The sequence below is a fragment of the Paenibacillus terrae genome (assembly GCF_000943545.1).
GTDB classification, from domain to species: domain Bacteria; phylum Bacillota; class Bacilli; order Paenibacillales; family Paenibacillaceae; genus Paenibacillus; species Paenibacillus terrae_A.
Genome location: NZ_JTHP01000086.1, coordinates 1 through 16,446, shown reverse-complemented (window position 1 = coordinate 16,446; position 16,446 = coordinate 1). Strand labels below are relative to the sequence as shown.

Below are 16,446 nucleotides of genomic sequence, written 5' to 3'. Positions count from 1 at the left end.
TTGCAGTACAGGTACGTACATAACCACCAGCATCAGTACTACCGAAGACAGCACGGCAAGTACGAGATAACTATTTTGAAATGGATTGCGGTGGAAAATAGAACGGGAACTGCGGCAATCGAACACATGAATGAGCTGTGCCAGTACCAATGTGGCGAAGGCAACCGACTGTGCCTTGACCAGTTGTGCTGCGTTATCAGGCGCGATACGCAACGTTAGCCAGAACGCAGCAAGCGTACATAAGCCGATCAGCAGGCCGCGACTAATGATTTTCCAGCCGAGACGACGGGCAAAAATATTTTCCTTAGCGCCGCGTGGTTTGTGCTCCATGAGATCCTTTTCCGGCTGATCTACACCCAGAGCCATCGCGGGAAGCCCGTCGGTCACCAGGTTCACCCATAAAATCTGAATCGGAAGCAACGGCAATGGCAGACCGGCCATCATCGCGAAAAACATCGTCAAAATTTCACCGACATTGGAGGCAAGCAGATAACGGATAAATTTACGAATATTTTCGTAAATATTTCGCCCTTCCTCAATCGCTGCTACAATCGTCGAGAAATTATCGTCGCTGAGCACAAGCGCAGCCGCTTCCTTGGTCACATCCGTTCCCGTAATGCCCATCGCGATACCAATGTCCGATGCCTTGATCGCTGGCGCGTCATTCACGCCGTCTCCAGTCATGGCTACGACATGCCCGCGTCTTTGCAGCGATTTGACAATCCGCAGCTTATGCTCCGGGGACACCCGCGCATACACGGAGACCATGTCTACTGCTTTGTCCAGCGCCGCATCATCCATCACAGACAACTGCTGTCCGGTCAGCACATGCGAGCCGCGCTGAAAAATGCCTAACTGCTGCGCAATGGCCTCAGCTGTTGTACCGTGGTCGCCCGTAATCATCACCGTGCGGATGCCAGCGCGGCGGCACTTGCTAATAGCTTCGCGGGCCTCGCGGCGTGGCGGATCAATCATACCCGTAAGGCCGATGAAGATGAGCTGATTCTCAGCCTCTTCCACCGAGACGACACGCTCATGCGAGCGGATATCCCGGTAAGCGACACTGAGTACACGCAGCGCCTCCGAGGCCATTCCTTCATTGGCTGCCAGCACCTTTTGGCGCAACGTCCCCGTCAGTGGAACGACATTTCCTTCCCATAAAATGTAGGAGCATTGGCCTAACAACACATCCGGCGCGCCTTTGGCAAAGACGATATGCCCTCCCTGATGCCGTACAAGTACAGACATCCGTTTCCGCTCCGAGTCAAAAGGAAATTCGCGTTCTCGTGTATACAGCTCATACAGTCCTTGACGCGTAACCCCGCCCTTGGCGGCTAACGTGACAAGCGCCCCCTCCGTCGGGTCGCCTTTCAGCTCCCAAACAGCGGTCGGCGTCCCCTCCTTGGTTTTCTTTTTCGAGCGTAGCTCATCCGTGTCGGCTTGAACAATTTCCGCGTTATTGCACAGCACACTGGCTTGCAGCAGTCTGCGAAGTGATTGTCCGTTTTTGAGATCCGCAGGAGCATCCCTGTCCATAATATGTCCGTGCGGGTCATAGCCCTCTCCCGTCACTCCCCAGAAGCGACCGTCCACCCATAGCTTGGTGACCGTCATTTTGTTCTGGGTCAGCGTACCTGTTTTGTCAGAGCAAATGACAGACGCACATCCGAGCGTTTCAACCGAAGGCAGTTTTCGCACAATCGCCTTACGTTTGATCATACGCTGCACGCCCAAGGCGAGCGCAATCGTCACAATGGCAGGCAAGCCTTCCGGTATAGCCGCTACAGCCAAGCTCACCCCGGCCAGAAACATACTCATCGCTGGCTGTCCATGCAGGATGCCTGCTACGACGACGAGCACCGTTAACGCCAGTGCTACAATGATCAGAATTTTACCCAATTGCTCCAGTCTGTGCTGCAACGGGGTCTCCTGAGACTCCGTATTTTGGATCAAGTCTGCGATTTTGCCCATTTCCGTATTCATGCCTGTACGAATAACGACTCCCTGAGCTGTACCTCTGGTCATCATGGTGCCCATAAAGCCGATGTTCTTTTGATCTCCCAGCGGTACCTCGGCGGCATGAATAGGACGGCAATGCTTGCTCACTGGAACCGATTCGCCAGTCAGGGCGGATTCCTCCACATCGCAGCCATTCGTGCTCAGCCATCTTATATCTGCGGGAATACGGTCGCCGCTTTCCAATAGCACGATATCACCCGGTACCAGCTCTCTGGCCTGAACCTGAATCCGTTTGCCTCCCCGCAGCACTTTAGCGGTCGGAGCAGACAACTGCTTCAAAGCCCGAAGCGAACGTTCCGCTCTAAACTCCTGCACAAAACCAAGAATTCCATTCAGCACAACAATAGCAATAATGGTGATCGCATCCAGATATTCACCGAGCAGGCCAGATATCAGTGTGGCTCCCATCAGTACGAGCATCATAAAATCCTTGAACTGGTTCAGCAGCAGCAGGATCGGCGAGACACGCTTCCCCTCGCTCAGCTCATTCCATCCTGACCTTTCTCTTCTTTCCGCAAGCTGTTCCTCCGAAAGACCCTGCTTCGGGTCAACTTCCAGGCTTGTTGAAAGCTGTTCATTGCTTAATTGATGCCAGTGTGCTTGTTCCATTCTCCCCAATTCCCTCCCGGTCAGATAGTCCGTTTCCGTCGGTAGTGCGTAGGATGGCTGCCCGTTATTGCGTTTTTGTGCCACGAATGCTGATAAGCTGGACAGACTTTCTAGATTCAATCTATTCGGACAGGACCTGAAATATCACAATGCCGCTTAAGTTTTGTCCCAAAGTTATGTATCATAGAAGGAAGGCAAAAATATTTGCTTCAAAGGAGAACAGACATTATGGCATTGGACGGAATCGTAACCCACGCTATCGTACACGAGCTGCAAAGCATTCGAGGCGGGCGCATCAATAAAATACATCAGCCGAACGATCACGATATCTTACTAAATCTGCGGGCTCAAGGCGGAAGCGTTAAGCTGTTGCTGTCGGCCAACCCGACATTCCCGCGTGTACATTTTACAGAACAAAGCTTTCTCAACCCGACGGAGGCCCCTATGTTCTGTATGCTGCTTCGCAAGCACTGCGAAGGTGGTATTATCGAGAAAATTACCCAGGTGGGCATGGAACGTATTATTCACATGGATGTGCGTCAGCGTGATGAACTGGGGGATATTTCACTCAAGCGGATTATCATTGAGCTGATGGGCAGACACAGCAATATTATTTTGCTTGACCCAGAAACAGGCGTTATGCTGGATGGTATCCATCATGTCACACCGTCCATCAGCAGCTATCGGGTCATCATGCCCGGCTTTCAATACACGGAGCCTCCTGAACAAAATAAGCTGAATCCGCTGGAAACGGAAGAAATAGCTTTTGCATCCTCATATCAGACAACTATCGAAGCCGAAGAAGCTCCCAAACGCTGGATCGTGAACACCTTTACTGGACTGAGTCCCCTCGTTGCCGAGGAGATGCTGACCCGAGTTTCCAATGAATCACCTGCTGACGATTATCGTCCGCTGTGGAATACATTCAGCCACATCATGGATGACGTGCGGAATCATCGTTTTCAGCCGGTATCTGGTCTGAACGCACAGGAAAAAGTGATATTTTCAGCCATTCCGCTCACGTTGATTGAAGGAGAGCGCAAGGAATACACTACGATCAGTGAGTGTATGGAGGACTTTTTCGGTGAAAAAGCAGAACGGGATACAGTCAAGCAAAAGGTAAGCGACCTGCTGCGTTTCCTGCAAAACGAACGGAGCAAAAATGTAAAAAAACTCGACCATCTGCATCAGGATTTAGCTGAGGCAGAGGATGCCGATCAATTTCGCATTTATGGAGAGCTGCTGTTCGCTTCGCTGCATGAAGTGAAGAAGGGCGACAAGGAAGTGACGCTCACCAACTTTTATGATGAAGAACAGCGTCCGATGACCATCCCGATGGACCCGTTGCTGGGCCCATCGGATAATGCTCAACGTTACTTCAAAAAGTACAATAAATATAAAAACAGCCTGGCTGTCATTGATGAACAACTGGAGAAAACACACGAAGAAATTCGGTATATGGACAATCTTCTACAGCAACTGGCTCATGCCTCCATGAACGATATCGAGGAAATACGTGAAGAACTGGTTCAGCAAGGCTATCTCCGAGACCGGGCCAAAAAAGGGAAGAAAAAGAAGAAAACTGACCGACCCACCTTACACGTATATACGTCATCCGAAGGCATCGAGCTGCTGGTCGGCAAAAACAACTTGCAGAACGAATATGTGACGAACCGACTGGCCGGGCCTAATGACACGTGGCTGCATACAAAGGATATTCCGGGGTCACACGTCGTTATTCGCGCCGAGCAATTCGGAGATGCAACGCTGGAGGAAGCTGCTCAGCTCGCTGCCTATTTCAGCCAGGCCAAACAGTCCAGCAGCGTACCCGTAGACGCCACCTTGATCCGGTATGTGCGCAAGCCTAGCGGAGCCAAGCCCGGCTTTGTCATCTATGATCATCAGCGTACGCTCTTTATCACACCCGATGAGGATCTGGTCAAAAAGCTGCCGAACCGCATCAAAAACGGCTAAGCCGCACTAGCATAATCTAGTAAACAAGTATCCATTCAGGAACGCCCCTACGAAGCATAACATAGCGGACAAGTTCCTTGCATCCACTTAAAGCCCCTTATCTTGTGCAAACCACACTTCATGTGTGCAGGCACAATACAAGGGGCTATTTTTTTCCTATATGTGCACTTACTTTTGTCCAACAGCAGCCTTTCTCAACTCCTCCACGACCTGACTCTCCACACTACGGCTGCCCAGATCACCGTGAAAAATCACGCCTTGGCGTGCACCATGAAAATCCGAGCCACCAGTCGGGATCAGCCCGTAGTGTGCCGCCATTGCGGCATATCGACTCTCAGCCGCATCATCATGGTCTGAATGTCGCACCTCCAAGCCCGCAGGCTTCGCCTCCTCTACAATGGAGCGAACCAGCTCATCATTGCCATACAATCCAGGGTGAGCCACCACAGGTACCCCTCCTGCTTCCCGAATCCAGCTTATGGCCTCCGCAGGCTCCACTCGGGGCACAGACACATAACCGGGCGCTCCCTCTGCCAAATAACGGTCAAATGCATCCCTCATATCCTTCGCATAGCCTTTTTGCACCAGCGTATCTGCCATATGCGGACGTCCAATGCTTTCATCCGGCGCCAGCGGTCTGCCCATCGTAGCTACCACCTCATCCAGTGTGATTTCCACACCCAGGCTACGCAGCCGACTCAAAATCAGATTATTGCGGGTATCCCTCGCCTGACGTAGCTTTTCCAATCGTTCCAAAAAAACCTCATTACGGTAATCCATAAAATAACCGAGTATATGAATATCCTTACCGCCTGCCCGTGTGCTAATTTCCACCCCCGGCACCACTGTAATGCCCAATCGCTGTCCTTCCTCAAGAGCTTCCTCCAGCCCAGCTACCGTATCGTGATCCGTAATTGCAACCCCTGCCAGTCCTTTTTCCTTGGCCCAACGCACATTGTCCGCTGGTGGCTGCATTCCATCAGATGCCTGAGTGTGAGTGTGCAAATCGTATCGTCCCAAATTCGTATGCTCCTCCATTACGCATTCTCCTCCTCTTTCATCTCTGCAAGCTCGTTCACCGTATCCCCGGACACATCCGTTCCCTGATCATGACGACGCAAGAATGACAGAAAGGTCACCACTGGAATCGGCAATAGCGCTGATTTCAGATGAATGGCATAAAACTCGCGTTTAAAGGTGATATCGGAAATATTTACGATTTTCAGCAATCCGAGTGCAACCTCATGCTTCACCGAAGAAGGCGATAGCATCGTAATACCTAATCCAGCCTCAACCGCCGATTTGACCGCTCCAGTGCTGCCCATCTCCATAACGATGGAAAGTCGGGACGCATCAACACCACGGCTTTTCAGCTCATCCTCTATCACCTGCCTTGTACCTGACCCCTTTTCTCTTGCTACAAAAGGATGCTTAAACACGTCCTCCAGAACTACCTTTTTGGCCTTGGCCAGTGCATGATCCGAAGGAACAATCAGCTTCAGCTCATCCTGCATCACGGGCTCCACCACGATATCCGGGTGTTGAACCGGTGCTTCAATCAGCCCTAAATTCAATTGATGCTTTAAAATATCATCCATAATTTGAGTCGTATTCATTACGTTCATTGCCATGCGTATATGAGGGTACTCCTGACCAAACGGCCCCAACATTCTCGGCACAATGTACTCGCCAATCGTAAGACTTGCGCCAATATGTAATCTCCCCTCCAGCATGTGAGTAAAAGCAGACATCGCCTCATCAGCTTCACGGATTAGCTGCATGCTTTTTTTCGCAAAAGGCAGCAGTGTCGCTCCTGCCTCTGACAGCTCGATTTTTTTGGTAGATCGATGCAGTAGCTTCGTACCAAAATAATCTTCCAAAGACTGAATTTGCATCGTCACGGCAGGTTGCGTCATATGCAGCGCTTGCGCCGCTGCCGAGAAGCTCCCCCGCTCCGCTACCGTATAAAAAATATGCAGCTGATGAAAGTTCATACTAACAGCCCTCTCCCCTCTCTGATCTCCTTATTTTAACATAAGAAAAACATCTGTCGAAGGATTCCCAAGAAAACAGACCTAAATTAGTGGGTTTTTATTATAGATTTTATAAATGAGCATTTTGCATAAATCCCAAGAGCGATTTCAAATCAGCAATATATAGATTAAAAACGGTCTAGTTTGTCTATATATTCTACTTTTAAGCATCGGGAATCGAATGATGCAAACTGATGAAATAAAAAAAGTATGCAGCTGATTCCTGCATACTTCTAATAGATAAGGTACTAGACGATATCCCTTCCGCCAAATCAACGTCTATTTCCGTTTGCGGGTGCTTTTCATCAGTGTCATACGCCGCGAATGGCGCAACCAGGAATAGTATGACTTCAAATCCCGCAGTTCAATGGTCTCTGACATCCGTCCCAAAAAGGTGATCACAATCATTTTGTGGAGCGGGTTACCCGCAATATCCATTTCGCCAGGCAACTCACCAAACTCGGCCACGACGACCAGGTCACCATCAATTAAATATACATCCTCTTCGTTGTGATAATAGGACTCCATCCTGTTTTGCTTCAGGCATTCCCAAAGCCAGGCGGCGATATGATTCGTTTCGGACTGTTTCTGTTCTATACGGTCTAAGTAGCGTGTTTGCGCATGATTTGTAATCACAATATCGGCGACCTTCTTGTCGCCCATCTCTACGTAGAACGGTTCGTATGTACTCCATCGCTGCATTGCCTTGTCACGCACGGGATCACTCTCCCCACCAGATAGGTCTTTATATCTACCAATATATTCATATGTTACCTCAACAGACCCGGGACTACAAGTTACAAAATTGAAGTTTATCGCTAATTTTTAAAGATTATTTTAGGTCTATCAGCATTAAGGCTATTATGCAAAAGTCCTGACTTTATAAAAAAAAGCCAGCCCATGGGCCGACTTTTTAATAAAACTTGAAAAATAACACCTTTAAAAATTATATTTCATACTCTTTTAATTTTTCCTTATCGTCGTTATACTCCGTCCTTATCTCATTTCGGAAGGAGCGTTCGACCTTGCGCACATAGGAAAGCCTGCGAATATTTTTAACGGTATCCTCTGCCCGATCCGCATTCATGTAAATGACAACATAATGCATACGCCTCGAAATATAGTGGACATTCCCGTATTTCTCCAAATTGCGGGCAGCCTTGATATCGCTTACCCAAATGATGTACCCTGTCCGCTCGGCAAACATTCGCTTCATCTCCCCTCCATTCGATATCATCCCTATGGCCTATCCGCAGGAGCACTTGCCTCCGCTACCGCAGCCACCCTTTTTCACATTCGGATCATTGCTCGGCACCTTAATGGTGTCGGACACAGAATAAGCAATCGTTTCGGACATAGCATGGAGCATATCATCCAACGCCCTTTCTGCCCGTTTGAACTCCTGAACCTCCTGAAATTGTTCAAGCTCCAGTTCGACGGCCTGCACTGCATCCTTCGCTTCATGAAAGTTTGGGTGAAAATGCCCAAAACGTTCCGTTTCCGCGAACAGCTCCTTTTTGGCATCCAGCTTGCGTACACACGCCAGAATCGACGGATTCAATTCCACACGCTGTTTCCAATATAAATAATCCGATACCTCAAAGGACCGGTTGACCATATCGCCCAATTCATAGGCGTTAATAAGCACTTCTGCCATATTGACCGTATTCAATTCGGCTACGCTCATGAATGTTCATCTCACTTTATATAAAGTTCTACTGGTAAAGTAGACTCATTTATCATACCACATCCTTCTTTTGAGAAGAAGGAGTTTCATGCACATCCTGGCTCTTCTATGTAAAAGGAACCAGCAGGCGCATATCCGACCATTCCCCTGCCTGTAAAGTCGTGCGGGGCAACGTCTCACCGTCCATTCCGGTAGCATACCAGCCAGTCACACTCCACGGCTCACCGGGAGCCACCGCTTCCGGTATCCATTTGACCTCTTTTTCACCGATTCGCAGTCCTACCGCCGCTTGCCAGCGAATCGCCTGTTCCATGAGTTGCCGAGCGGTGGATGCATGGTAGCTTCTCCATTCTTTCGTCCATGACGCGGGTACTGCCGATTTCTCTGGAAAATAATCGGATGGATCGGGTAGCGTATGCTCCCGTTCATAAAAATGCAACGTCCGCCCCGTATAAACCAAACCTGCCCTTCCCTCTTGAGAAAACATCGGCCATTCCTGAGTTGAGCCTGTTAACGTTTCGCCAACCGTCGTTTCTGTATCATCCACATCAAATGGACTGTTGGAGCTATCCGGACAAATTCCCTCCGTTTCCGCAACCAGCGGATAACGGTGAACCGGCTCGTCCACCCCCTCCAGCTCCCGGCGCGGACTTAGCCCAATCGTAGCAAGTGTCCTGCGGATTTTGGCAGCCGAACTTGCCGGAATAATAAAGTCCCTTTCACCAATCCGTTCAAGCAATCCAGCCAGTCCGGGGTGACGTGCAGCAGTGTCTGCGTCCTCTCGGGTACCACAGCGCAGAAGTGTTACCGTTGCAAACGCTGTCCGTCCCACATCCCCTACCCACTGCTCCACTGCCACGCGTACATGGTCAGGCACGCCTGTCCGGCTAAGCTTGTCCAGAAGAGCAGGAATAGCTTTGGCCTCCATCCCCAGCTCGATCGCCTCTGTAACACTGTCTCGGGTGATCCGGTATACCACCATCCGGTCCCCCGTCACACGTTCGCAGAAGCATTCCAGCTTCCAGCGCACATTATAAGCTACATCCGGCGGCACCAATATTTCAAAATCCGGCTGTACATAAAAGGTGCCTGGCTCCTGAACCGCATCCTTCTCATCATCGGAACGAAGCATATCCAGCACTGATACGTTCCAGCGAAAACACAGTTCTCCCGACGCGGTCAGCCCCCAATCACCCATTCCAAAGGCGGTCAGTGCGGTCAGCCATCCCTTAACCATATCTATGTATTGTCCGTTAAAGTTGAAATCAGAGGCTGTGTTGCCCTCAATTCTTACGGGGCTTGCATGAATAGCAGCAAATTCCAAAGGATTACTACTTTTCCGATCCTCTTTACTCAGACTCCCCTGCGTAATCAGTCCTGTCTGAGTCATCCATTGGAGTAACGGCCCGATATGAATCCAGCCTTCTGGTCCCGCATGAGCGGAGGCCACACACAGCATATAACGAAAATGCTGCATAGACGCTTCGGCCTTGCCGTACCTTTCCATGAGCGTGACAAGAATATGCTTGCGCATTTGCCAAGCGGACAAGCGAACCCAAGCTGCCAGCCCGGCTTCCTGAATACGAAAAGAAACAGCTTCCTTCACCAGCAAGCCCAGGCTGAGCAGCAAGTCCATCATCACCACCGTTTGTACCGGATACAGCTCGGCGTGCGCATATTGTAGCCCAAGCCCAGTCAAATCTTCCGGATGAAAGGGAGTCAACTCGTTTAGCTTTTGCAGAGACCGTTTATGAATGGTCCCTTTCGCTGTCAAAGGTACTCCTTGCACTGCAATACGGGACAACACATGTAGCAGCTCCGCTTCCAGTCCCGTCATTGCTTCATGCACCGTCAGCGGTTGATCTGTATCCATCACTTTCATCGTACTTTGACTTTGCTCCAACAGCATGTCGTACAGATCCGGCAACCGATAAACCGGAATATATAACATTCGTTCGCCCCACGATTTGGTAACCGCCTCCAGCCAGCCCCGGTCGCGCAGTCCGTGAAGTGCCAGTTTCGTTTCGGCTCCGCTCAATGCTCCCCGGGTAAGCCATAATAGCTCTTCTTCCTTCATGGGCTGGCCCGCGTGTCGGATAAAGCATCGACGTAGCACTAACAGCTCATCCGATGCAAGCTCCTTCCAGCCGTCTTCCGTGTCCGTTACGCCCATCCTTGATCACGCCTCCCTTTTATTTCCATCAGATTCAGCCTCATCATTCAGGTTCCTGATAACCTCCCCCAAGCTGAATCTGCGAATCGCATATTCATAGCCCTGCTCAATCAGAAACAGCTGACGGCGGGCTGCAAAATCCGTCTCCTTACTGTTTTCCGTCACCAGCGCATAAAAATAAGCCTTATTTTCACCAGACTTCGGTCGCAAAATGCGGCCAAGCCGCTGTGCCTCCTCCTGACGGGAGCCGAAGCTGCCTGATACCTCAATAGCCACGGCCGCATCCGGCAAATCCACAGCAAAGTTCGCCACCTTGGACACCAGAAGAGTCCGAATTGTACCGTTGCGGAACGCATCGAACCACCGCACCCGTTCAGCCTGGCTCATAGACCCGGTTATCAACGGCACGTTCAGCTCCTGCGCCAATATACGCAATTGATCCAAATATTGCCCGATAATAAGCGTGGGCAAGCCCTTGTGCTGCTGCATCAGGCTGCGCACCGCTTCCAGCTTGGCCGGATTTTCGGCGGCAATCCGGTACTGCTGCCTGCCTTCAGCACGCATACTGCGCTCCAGAAGCGCAGCCGACATGGGGAGCCGCAGCTCCATACAATCAACCTGAGCGATCCAGCCCTGTCGCTCCAGCTCTTTCCATGGCATGTCATACCGCTTCGGTCCGATCAAGGAGAACACATCCCGCTCACACCCGTCCTCCCGAACCAGCGTCGCGGTTAAGCCCAAACGGCGGGTAGCCTGAATATCCGCCGTTGCTCGAAATACCGGCGCGGGCAGCAAATGCACCTCATCATATACAATTAGCCCCCATTTGCGCTCGCTCAGCAGCTTCATATGCTCAAATTCCCCATCTTTGGTACGGCGATGCGTCAAAATCTGATAGGTCGCCGCCGTAATCGGACGCACTTCCTTTTTCTGACCACTGTATTCCCCAATGGAATCGGCAGGAATATCCGTCTTTTGCTTCAATTCCTCAATCCATTGCCGAACAGATGTGGTATTGGAGGTTAAAATAAGCACCTCGCACTGTAGCCGCTCCATCACCGCCATACCGATCACGGTTTTTCCTGCTCCGCATGGAAGCACCAGTACACCGCTGCCGCCCAGACCGTCTGCCCCCTCAAACGCTTCAGCCGCCTCCACTTGATAATCACGAAGCTCCAGCTCTGTTTGTCCCTGACCCAGAGAAAAACGAAGCTGATTCCCCTCAAGATAGCCTGCTGTATCCATGACCGGAAAACCAAGACGGGTCAGTTCCTGTTTGAGCAATCCCCGATTTTCTGGCGGAACCGACACGGTCACTTCACTGTCACGAAGCAAACCAAGCTGCTCAAGATCCTGCTTGAGCAGCAGTTCATCCAGTAAAGCCGGGCTGTCCGCCGTTAGTATCAAGCGGTCGACCGCTGTACAGCTATGAGCTTTATCCGTTTCCATACCTATAGTTGCATACTGCTCTATACTGTTCAGATCAGCAGTGTGCGTGCTGTAACGCCCCTCTTTTTCTGTTCTCGCCCGTGACAGCGTCAACGTTCCGTAACGGGAGACGAGCTGTTCAATATCCTTTAACAAATCACGGGGGATATCCCAACGGGACATGGAATGTAGACTATTTTGAACATCGGCGGCACTCCACCCAAGGGCGGCCGCATTCCACAGGGACAAAGGAGTGATGTGATATGTATGAAAAGCGGATGGGCTTTTAACCAGCTCCGCATAGACCTGCAACTGTGAACGTGCATGCTCCGAAGCGGGCAGGCCGATTTCCAGCAAAACGGTAAAATCGCGTTGTACAATACAAGGATGATCCGGATTCATAATTACCTCCCGTCAAGCTATAACACATCATCTTAATATCTATATAACAAACAGTTTGTCCGTTTATTCGCAGATCAACCGGAATAGCAAGAAGTCCAACCCGTATATGGGTTGAACTCCTTGTCATTCAAGCCTATCCTTGCTTTTTTACCTAGTGAATCTGCTCGGAAATATGGCTAAGCGCCTCTCCAGCGTTGTCTGCAAAAATATTACGTACGGCCAGATCGCCAATCGAAACAATCCCGATCAAGCGATCCCCTTCCGTTACCGGCAGACGGCGGATTTGCTGCTCCGCCATCAGCTCGGCTGCTTGATCCACCGACATGTCGGCTTGAGCTGTACGGATGCCTGTTGTCATCACTGTGTCGACCGAACTAGAGCCGGAATGCTTAGCAGCATAACCGCGAACGACAAGGTCACGGTCCGTTACCACACCGATGAGCTTGTCACTGCCTTCACTCTCCACAACCGGGATAAAACCGGTGTCGTTGTCCTTCATTTTAAGCGCAATTTCATAAATATTGTCTTGCGGAGTAACCGTTACACATTTTTCAGTCATAACTTCCTGAACCTTTTTCATGGGTACACCCTCCTTTTCAAGAGTAGGGTACCCCATTTCATTCTGCTCATACACCGAATCAGCTCATACAGTTTCAGCTCCGTTAGCTGTCAACGGCTGGAATTTTCTGCTTTTCGCTCCGCTGCATATCCGGTAGACATCGCAATAAACAAACGAACCGCCTTAATCATCGCGTCCTCGTCAAAATCAAACTTAGGGTGGTGATGCGGATAAACGGCTCCTTTAGCAGGGTTACCCGCTCCCACGAACATGAAGCAGCCAGGCACACGTTCCAGATAATAAGCAAAATCTTCGGCAGGCATCAGCTTCGACGCTTCCTGAACTTTTCCCTCACCGAAAACGGGTCCTGCTTCCTTAAAGAAACGCGAAGCTTCGTGCGCATCATTTACAACAGGCGGGTACCCCATAATATAACGAATATTGGCTGTTGTTCCGTAAGTTGCCGCTGTAAGCTCCGTAACCGCATGCAGCCGATCCTTCATCACCATCCGGGTTTCCTCATCAAACGTACGAATCGTCCCACTCAGACGGCATGTTTCCGCAATCACATTTTGCGCAGCTCCCGCTTGAATTGTTCCCACCGTCAGCACAGCAGGCCGCAAAGGGTCCACTGAACGGCTCACAATGCTTTGCAGCTGCATAACAAGAGCTGAGCCCGCTACCACACTATCATGGGTGGACTGAGGCATACCGCCATGACCACCCTTGCCCGTAATTTCAATATAAAAATCGTCCGCCGCCGCCATCAACGGCCCTGCGCAACTCGCAGCCGTTCCAACCGGAAACGGTGTCCATAGATGGATGCCATAGATAACGTCCACACCTTCCAGCACACCATCCTTCAGCACATTGACCGCGCCGCCAGGCAACAATTCCTCCGCAGGCTGGAACAACAACCGTATTTCTCCTTCCAGCTCATCCCGATGCAGACTGAAATAGTAAGCCGCTCCGAGCAAAACGGACGTATGCCCGTCATGTCCACATGCGTGCATGGCTCCGTCTACGCTGGAACGATATTCGCACTCTTTTTCATCCTGAATGGGGAGAGCATCCATATCAGCGCGTAGCATCACAACAGGGCCGGGCTTGGAACCACGAATGGTACCGACAACACCATGCCCTCCTACGTGACGGCGAACCTCAATCCCCCAGTTCTCCAGCTTGTCCGCTACAAAGGCTGCGGTTTTGCTTTCCTGAAAAGAGATTTCAGGATTTTTATGTAAATATCTGCGCCACTCCACCATATCGTCCTGTAGCTGGTCAAACCAGCTCTTATCTGTCGCATGTTGTGTCATATTGCTCCACCTCTCCTTTTAAAACACCCGGCAGCTTCCCGATAAATCTTTCAGATTCACAACGTATGTGCCACTGCTCTCAAACCTTATTTTGTATTCTATTGTAGCAGATATGGAATTGTTGCGATATCCGTTGCTTTATGGAGGTTGCAGAAGCCCTCCAAACATACTATGATAAAATGGATAGACGATAAAATAATAATGATAAACGTCTGCGAGGCATAACTTGCGGCGAATACCGGGGGAAGCTGATATGAGAAATACGAAGCCGGAGACTCGAAGAAGAGGCACACCGGATTTCCAATTGCTGATCCTCACCTTGTTGCTGGTTGGATTCGGCGTAATCATGGTATTTAGCGCCAGCTCCAGCGTAGCTCTGCTGAATAAAGAAACCAATTTTGACTCTTTGTATTTTGTGAAGCGCCAAGCGGCATTTGCTATACTTGGACTTTTCATTATGTTGGTTGCAATGAACATTAAGATGGAAAAATATAAAAAGCTGTTTGTACCTTTATTTTTCATTACGGTTTTACTGCTGGTCATCGTTCTTTTTACAGGCTCTCTTAACGGCGCAAAAAGCTGGCTCAGGTTTGGTAGTGTTGGATTCCAGCCAACCGAGCTTGCGAAAATCTCCATTATCCTGTATTTATCTGCACTGATCGTCAAAAAAGGGGACCGGTTTAGAGATTTGCGAACTGGCTACATACCTGTAACCGTCATTGTAGGTTTTGTTGCAGGGCTCATCATGCTACAACCTGATTTCGGCTCCTGCTTTATTTTGGTAGCCACCAGCGGCCTGATTATTTATGCAGGGGGAGCCAGTATCAAGCATATTATGGCATCAATCGCTCTGCTCGTGTTGGGTGCTTCCATCGTTTTTGGTATTGGGTCGTTGTTTGGAGGAGATTCTGGAGCTACAGATGGACAAGCCATAGCCCAACAAGATTACAAAATCGGACGTTTTCAAGCCTTCCTCAATCCCATGAAATATAAACAGGGAGTCGGATATAATCTGGTGCAGTCCTTGCAAGCTATAGGGGAAGGCGGAATAAGTGGGTCTGGATTTGGCAAGGGCATTATCAAGCTTCACTATTTGCCTAACTCTTTTAATGACTTTATTTTTTCCGTAATTGGTGAAGAATTCGGATTCATTGGAACAGCGATATTCCTGATGCTGTATCTGTATTTTATTTGGCGAGGGATGATCATCGCCTTGCGTTGTCATGATCCGTTTGGGACGTTGGTAGGTACAGGTATTATGGGCCTGATCGCTATCCAGGCGTTCATTAATATCGGCGGCGTAACCCAGACTATTCCGATCACCGGGGTTACGCTTCCTTTTATCAGTTTTGGTGGATCATCCCTTCTCGTCACGATGTTCTCCATCGGAATCATGCTCAGCATCTCCCGCGAAAACACCAAGCAGGCAGTACAGGAACGTACTACAGGAGTAGCAGTTCGGACCGAAGTGCCTAACCGTTTTCAAACTCGTAGAGCCAACCGTTCCCGTTAAAAAAAGAACTTCCCTGATCGCCGACAACGGTGGTTTTGGAAGTTCTTTTGTATATGTATATACATGCGTTCAATCTGGCGATATACGATGCTGCTTATCTGCAAACAAAAACTGGCGATCCTGAAACCGCCAGTTTTCGTGTTTTATTTGTATCTTCGCGGGGAAATTCCCTGCATGTATAAAACTGGCGGAAAACGTCGATGTACCCGCCTTGTCTTTTTTTACACTGCGTCGTCCTTGAAAGCGACTCCCTCTACTTTTACGTTCACTTCCACAACCCGCAGACCTGTCATGCTTTCGACAGCTTCCCGCACATTTTGTTGAAGAATTCGGGATACCTCATGAATCGGTGTTTCGTAGAGCACAATAATACGGAGATCAATGGCAGCTTCCAACTGTCCAACCTCCACTGATACGCCTTTTTGCACATTTTTACCACTCAGCCTTTTGGCCCAGCCTTCAGATAAGCCACCTGACATTGCAGCAATGCCGGGCGTCTCCAGTGCGGCCATCCCCGCAATTTTACCTACGACATCGTTGGAAATCTTGATGTTTCCTGCTTCCAGTTGTTGAATTTGCTCTGCCATGACCTATGTCCCCCTTCATCCATCCTCTATTTGTATTGTAAAGCCTCAGCCACTGCAATTGCAAACCTAACGCAGGAAAAATAACTTTCGTTTACAACCTATATCAATTTGGGTATATTAATTTAGAAAATCCATACAAGTGACAG

Annotated in this window: 13 protein-coding genes; 2 read left to right on the top strand and 11 right to left on the bottom strand. The window is 49.8% G+C overall.

The window, feature by feature from the left end; translation table 11 throughout:
* On the bottom strand, positions 1-2,628 hold a 2,628-nt coding region (locus QD47_RS26335; RefSeq protein WP_044648895.1), incomplete at its 3' end, for a calcium-translocating P-type ATPase, SERCA-type.
* Between the two features lie 228 nt (positions 2,629-2,856).
* On the opposite strand from QD47_RS26335, the gene QD47_RS26330 reads away from it, so the two are divergent.
* Complete coding sequence (locus tag QD47_RS26330) at positions 2,857-4,602, top strand: Rqc2 family fibronectin-binding protein (protein ID WP_044648894.1); 1,746 nt, start codon at positions 2,857-2,859, stop codon at positions 4,600-4,602.
* Between the two features lie 168 nt (positions 4,603-4,770).
* Here QD47_RS26330 and QD47_RS26325 read toward each other — a convergent pair whose 3' ends face one another.
* The 9 genes from QD47_RS26325 to QD47_RS26285 form a co-directional block, all read right to left on the bottom strand.
* Positions 4,771-5,640, bottom strand: a complete 870-nt coding sequence (locus QD47_RS26325) for a PHP domain-containing protein (protein WP_044648893.1) — start codon at positions 5,638-5,640, stop codon at positions 4,771-4,773.
* Positions 5,640-6,596, bottom strand: coding sequence for a selenium metabolism-associated LysR family transcriptional regulator (locus QD47_RS26320; protein ID WP_044648892.1), 957 nt, complete (start codon positions 6,594-6,596; stop codon positions 5,640-5,642). The genes QD47_RS26325 and QD47_RS26320 overlap by 1 nt, the downstream gene beginning before the upstream one ends.
* 318 nt (positions 6,597-6,914) lie before the next feature.
* Positions 6,915-7,352 carry a hypothetical protein gene (locus QD47_RS26315; RefSeq protein WP_014282310.1) on the bottom strand — a complete coding sequence of 146 codons (438 nt, stop codon included), beginning with the start codon at positions 7,350-7,352 and terminating at the stop codon, positions 6,915-6,917.
* A 229-nt stretch (positions 7,353-7,581) separates the two neighbouring features.
* Positions 7,582-7,842: a YlbG family protein gene (locus tag QD47_RS26310; protein WP_014282311.1), complete on the bottom strand. Its 261-nt coding sequence runs from the start codon at positions 7,840-7,842 to the stop codon at positions 7,582-7,584.
* A 39-nt stretch (positions 7,843-7,881) separates the two neighbouring features.
* Complete coding sequence (locus tag QD47_RS26305) at positions 7,882-8,322, bottom strand: YlbF/YmcA family competence regulator (RefSeq protein ID WP_044648891.1); 441 nt, start codon at positions 8,320-8,322, stop codon at positions 7,882-7,884.
* Between the two features lie 106 nt (positions 8,323-8,428).
* Complete coding sequence (locus QD47_RS26300) at positions 8,429-10,495, bottom strand: helicase-associated domain-containing protein (RefSeq protein ID WP_044648890.1); 2,067 nt, start codon at positions 10,493-10,495, stop codon at positions 8,429-8,431.
* Between the two features lie 6 nt (positions 10,496-10,501).
* On the bottom strand, positions 10,502-12,325 hold the full coding sequence (locus QD47_RS26295; protein WP_044648889.1) for a DNA repair helicase XPB: 1,824 nt from the start codon (positions 12,323-12,325) through the stop codon (positions 10,502-10,504).
* A 151-nt stretch (positions 12,326-12,476) separates the two neighbouring features.
* Positions 12,477-12,905, bottom strand: a complete 429-nt coding sequence (locus QD47_RS26290; protein ID WP_044648888.1) for a CBS domain-containing protein — start codon at positions 12,903-12,905, stop codon at positions 12,477-12,479.
* 89 nt (positions 12,906-12,994) lie between these two features.
* A complete protein-coding gene (locus QD47_RS26285) occupies positions 12,995-14,200 on the bottom strand; it encodes a M20 metallopeptidase family protein (protein ID WP_044648887.1) in 1,206 nt (401 codons plus the stop codon).
* A gap of 253 nt (positions 14,201-14,453) precedes the next feature.
* Between QD47_RS26285 and ftsW the strand changes: the two genes are divergently transcribed.
* Entirely contained in the window at positions 14,454-15,713 is a 1,260-nt protein-coding gene (gene ftsW, locus QD47_RS26280) for a putative lipid II flippase FtsW (RefSeq protein ID WP_044648886.1), read from the top strand.
* A gap of 221 nt (positions 15,714-15,934) precedes the next feature.
* Here ftsW and QD47_RS26275 read toward each other — a convergent pair whose 3' ends face one another.
* Positions 15,935-16,300 (bottom strand): Asp23/Gls24 family envelope stress response protein, encoded by a 366-nt coding sequence (locus QD47_RS26275; RefSeq protein ID WP_013310912.1) that lies wholly within the window; start codon positions 16,298-16,300, stop codon positions 15,935-15,937.
* Positions 16,301-16,446 lie beyond the last annotated feature (146 nt).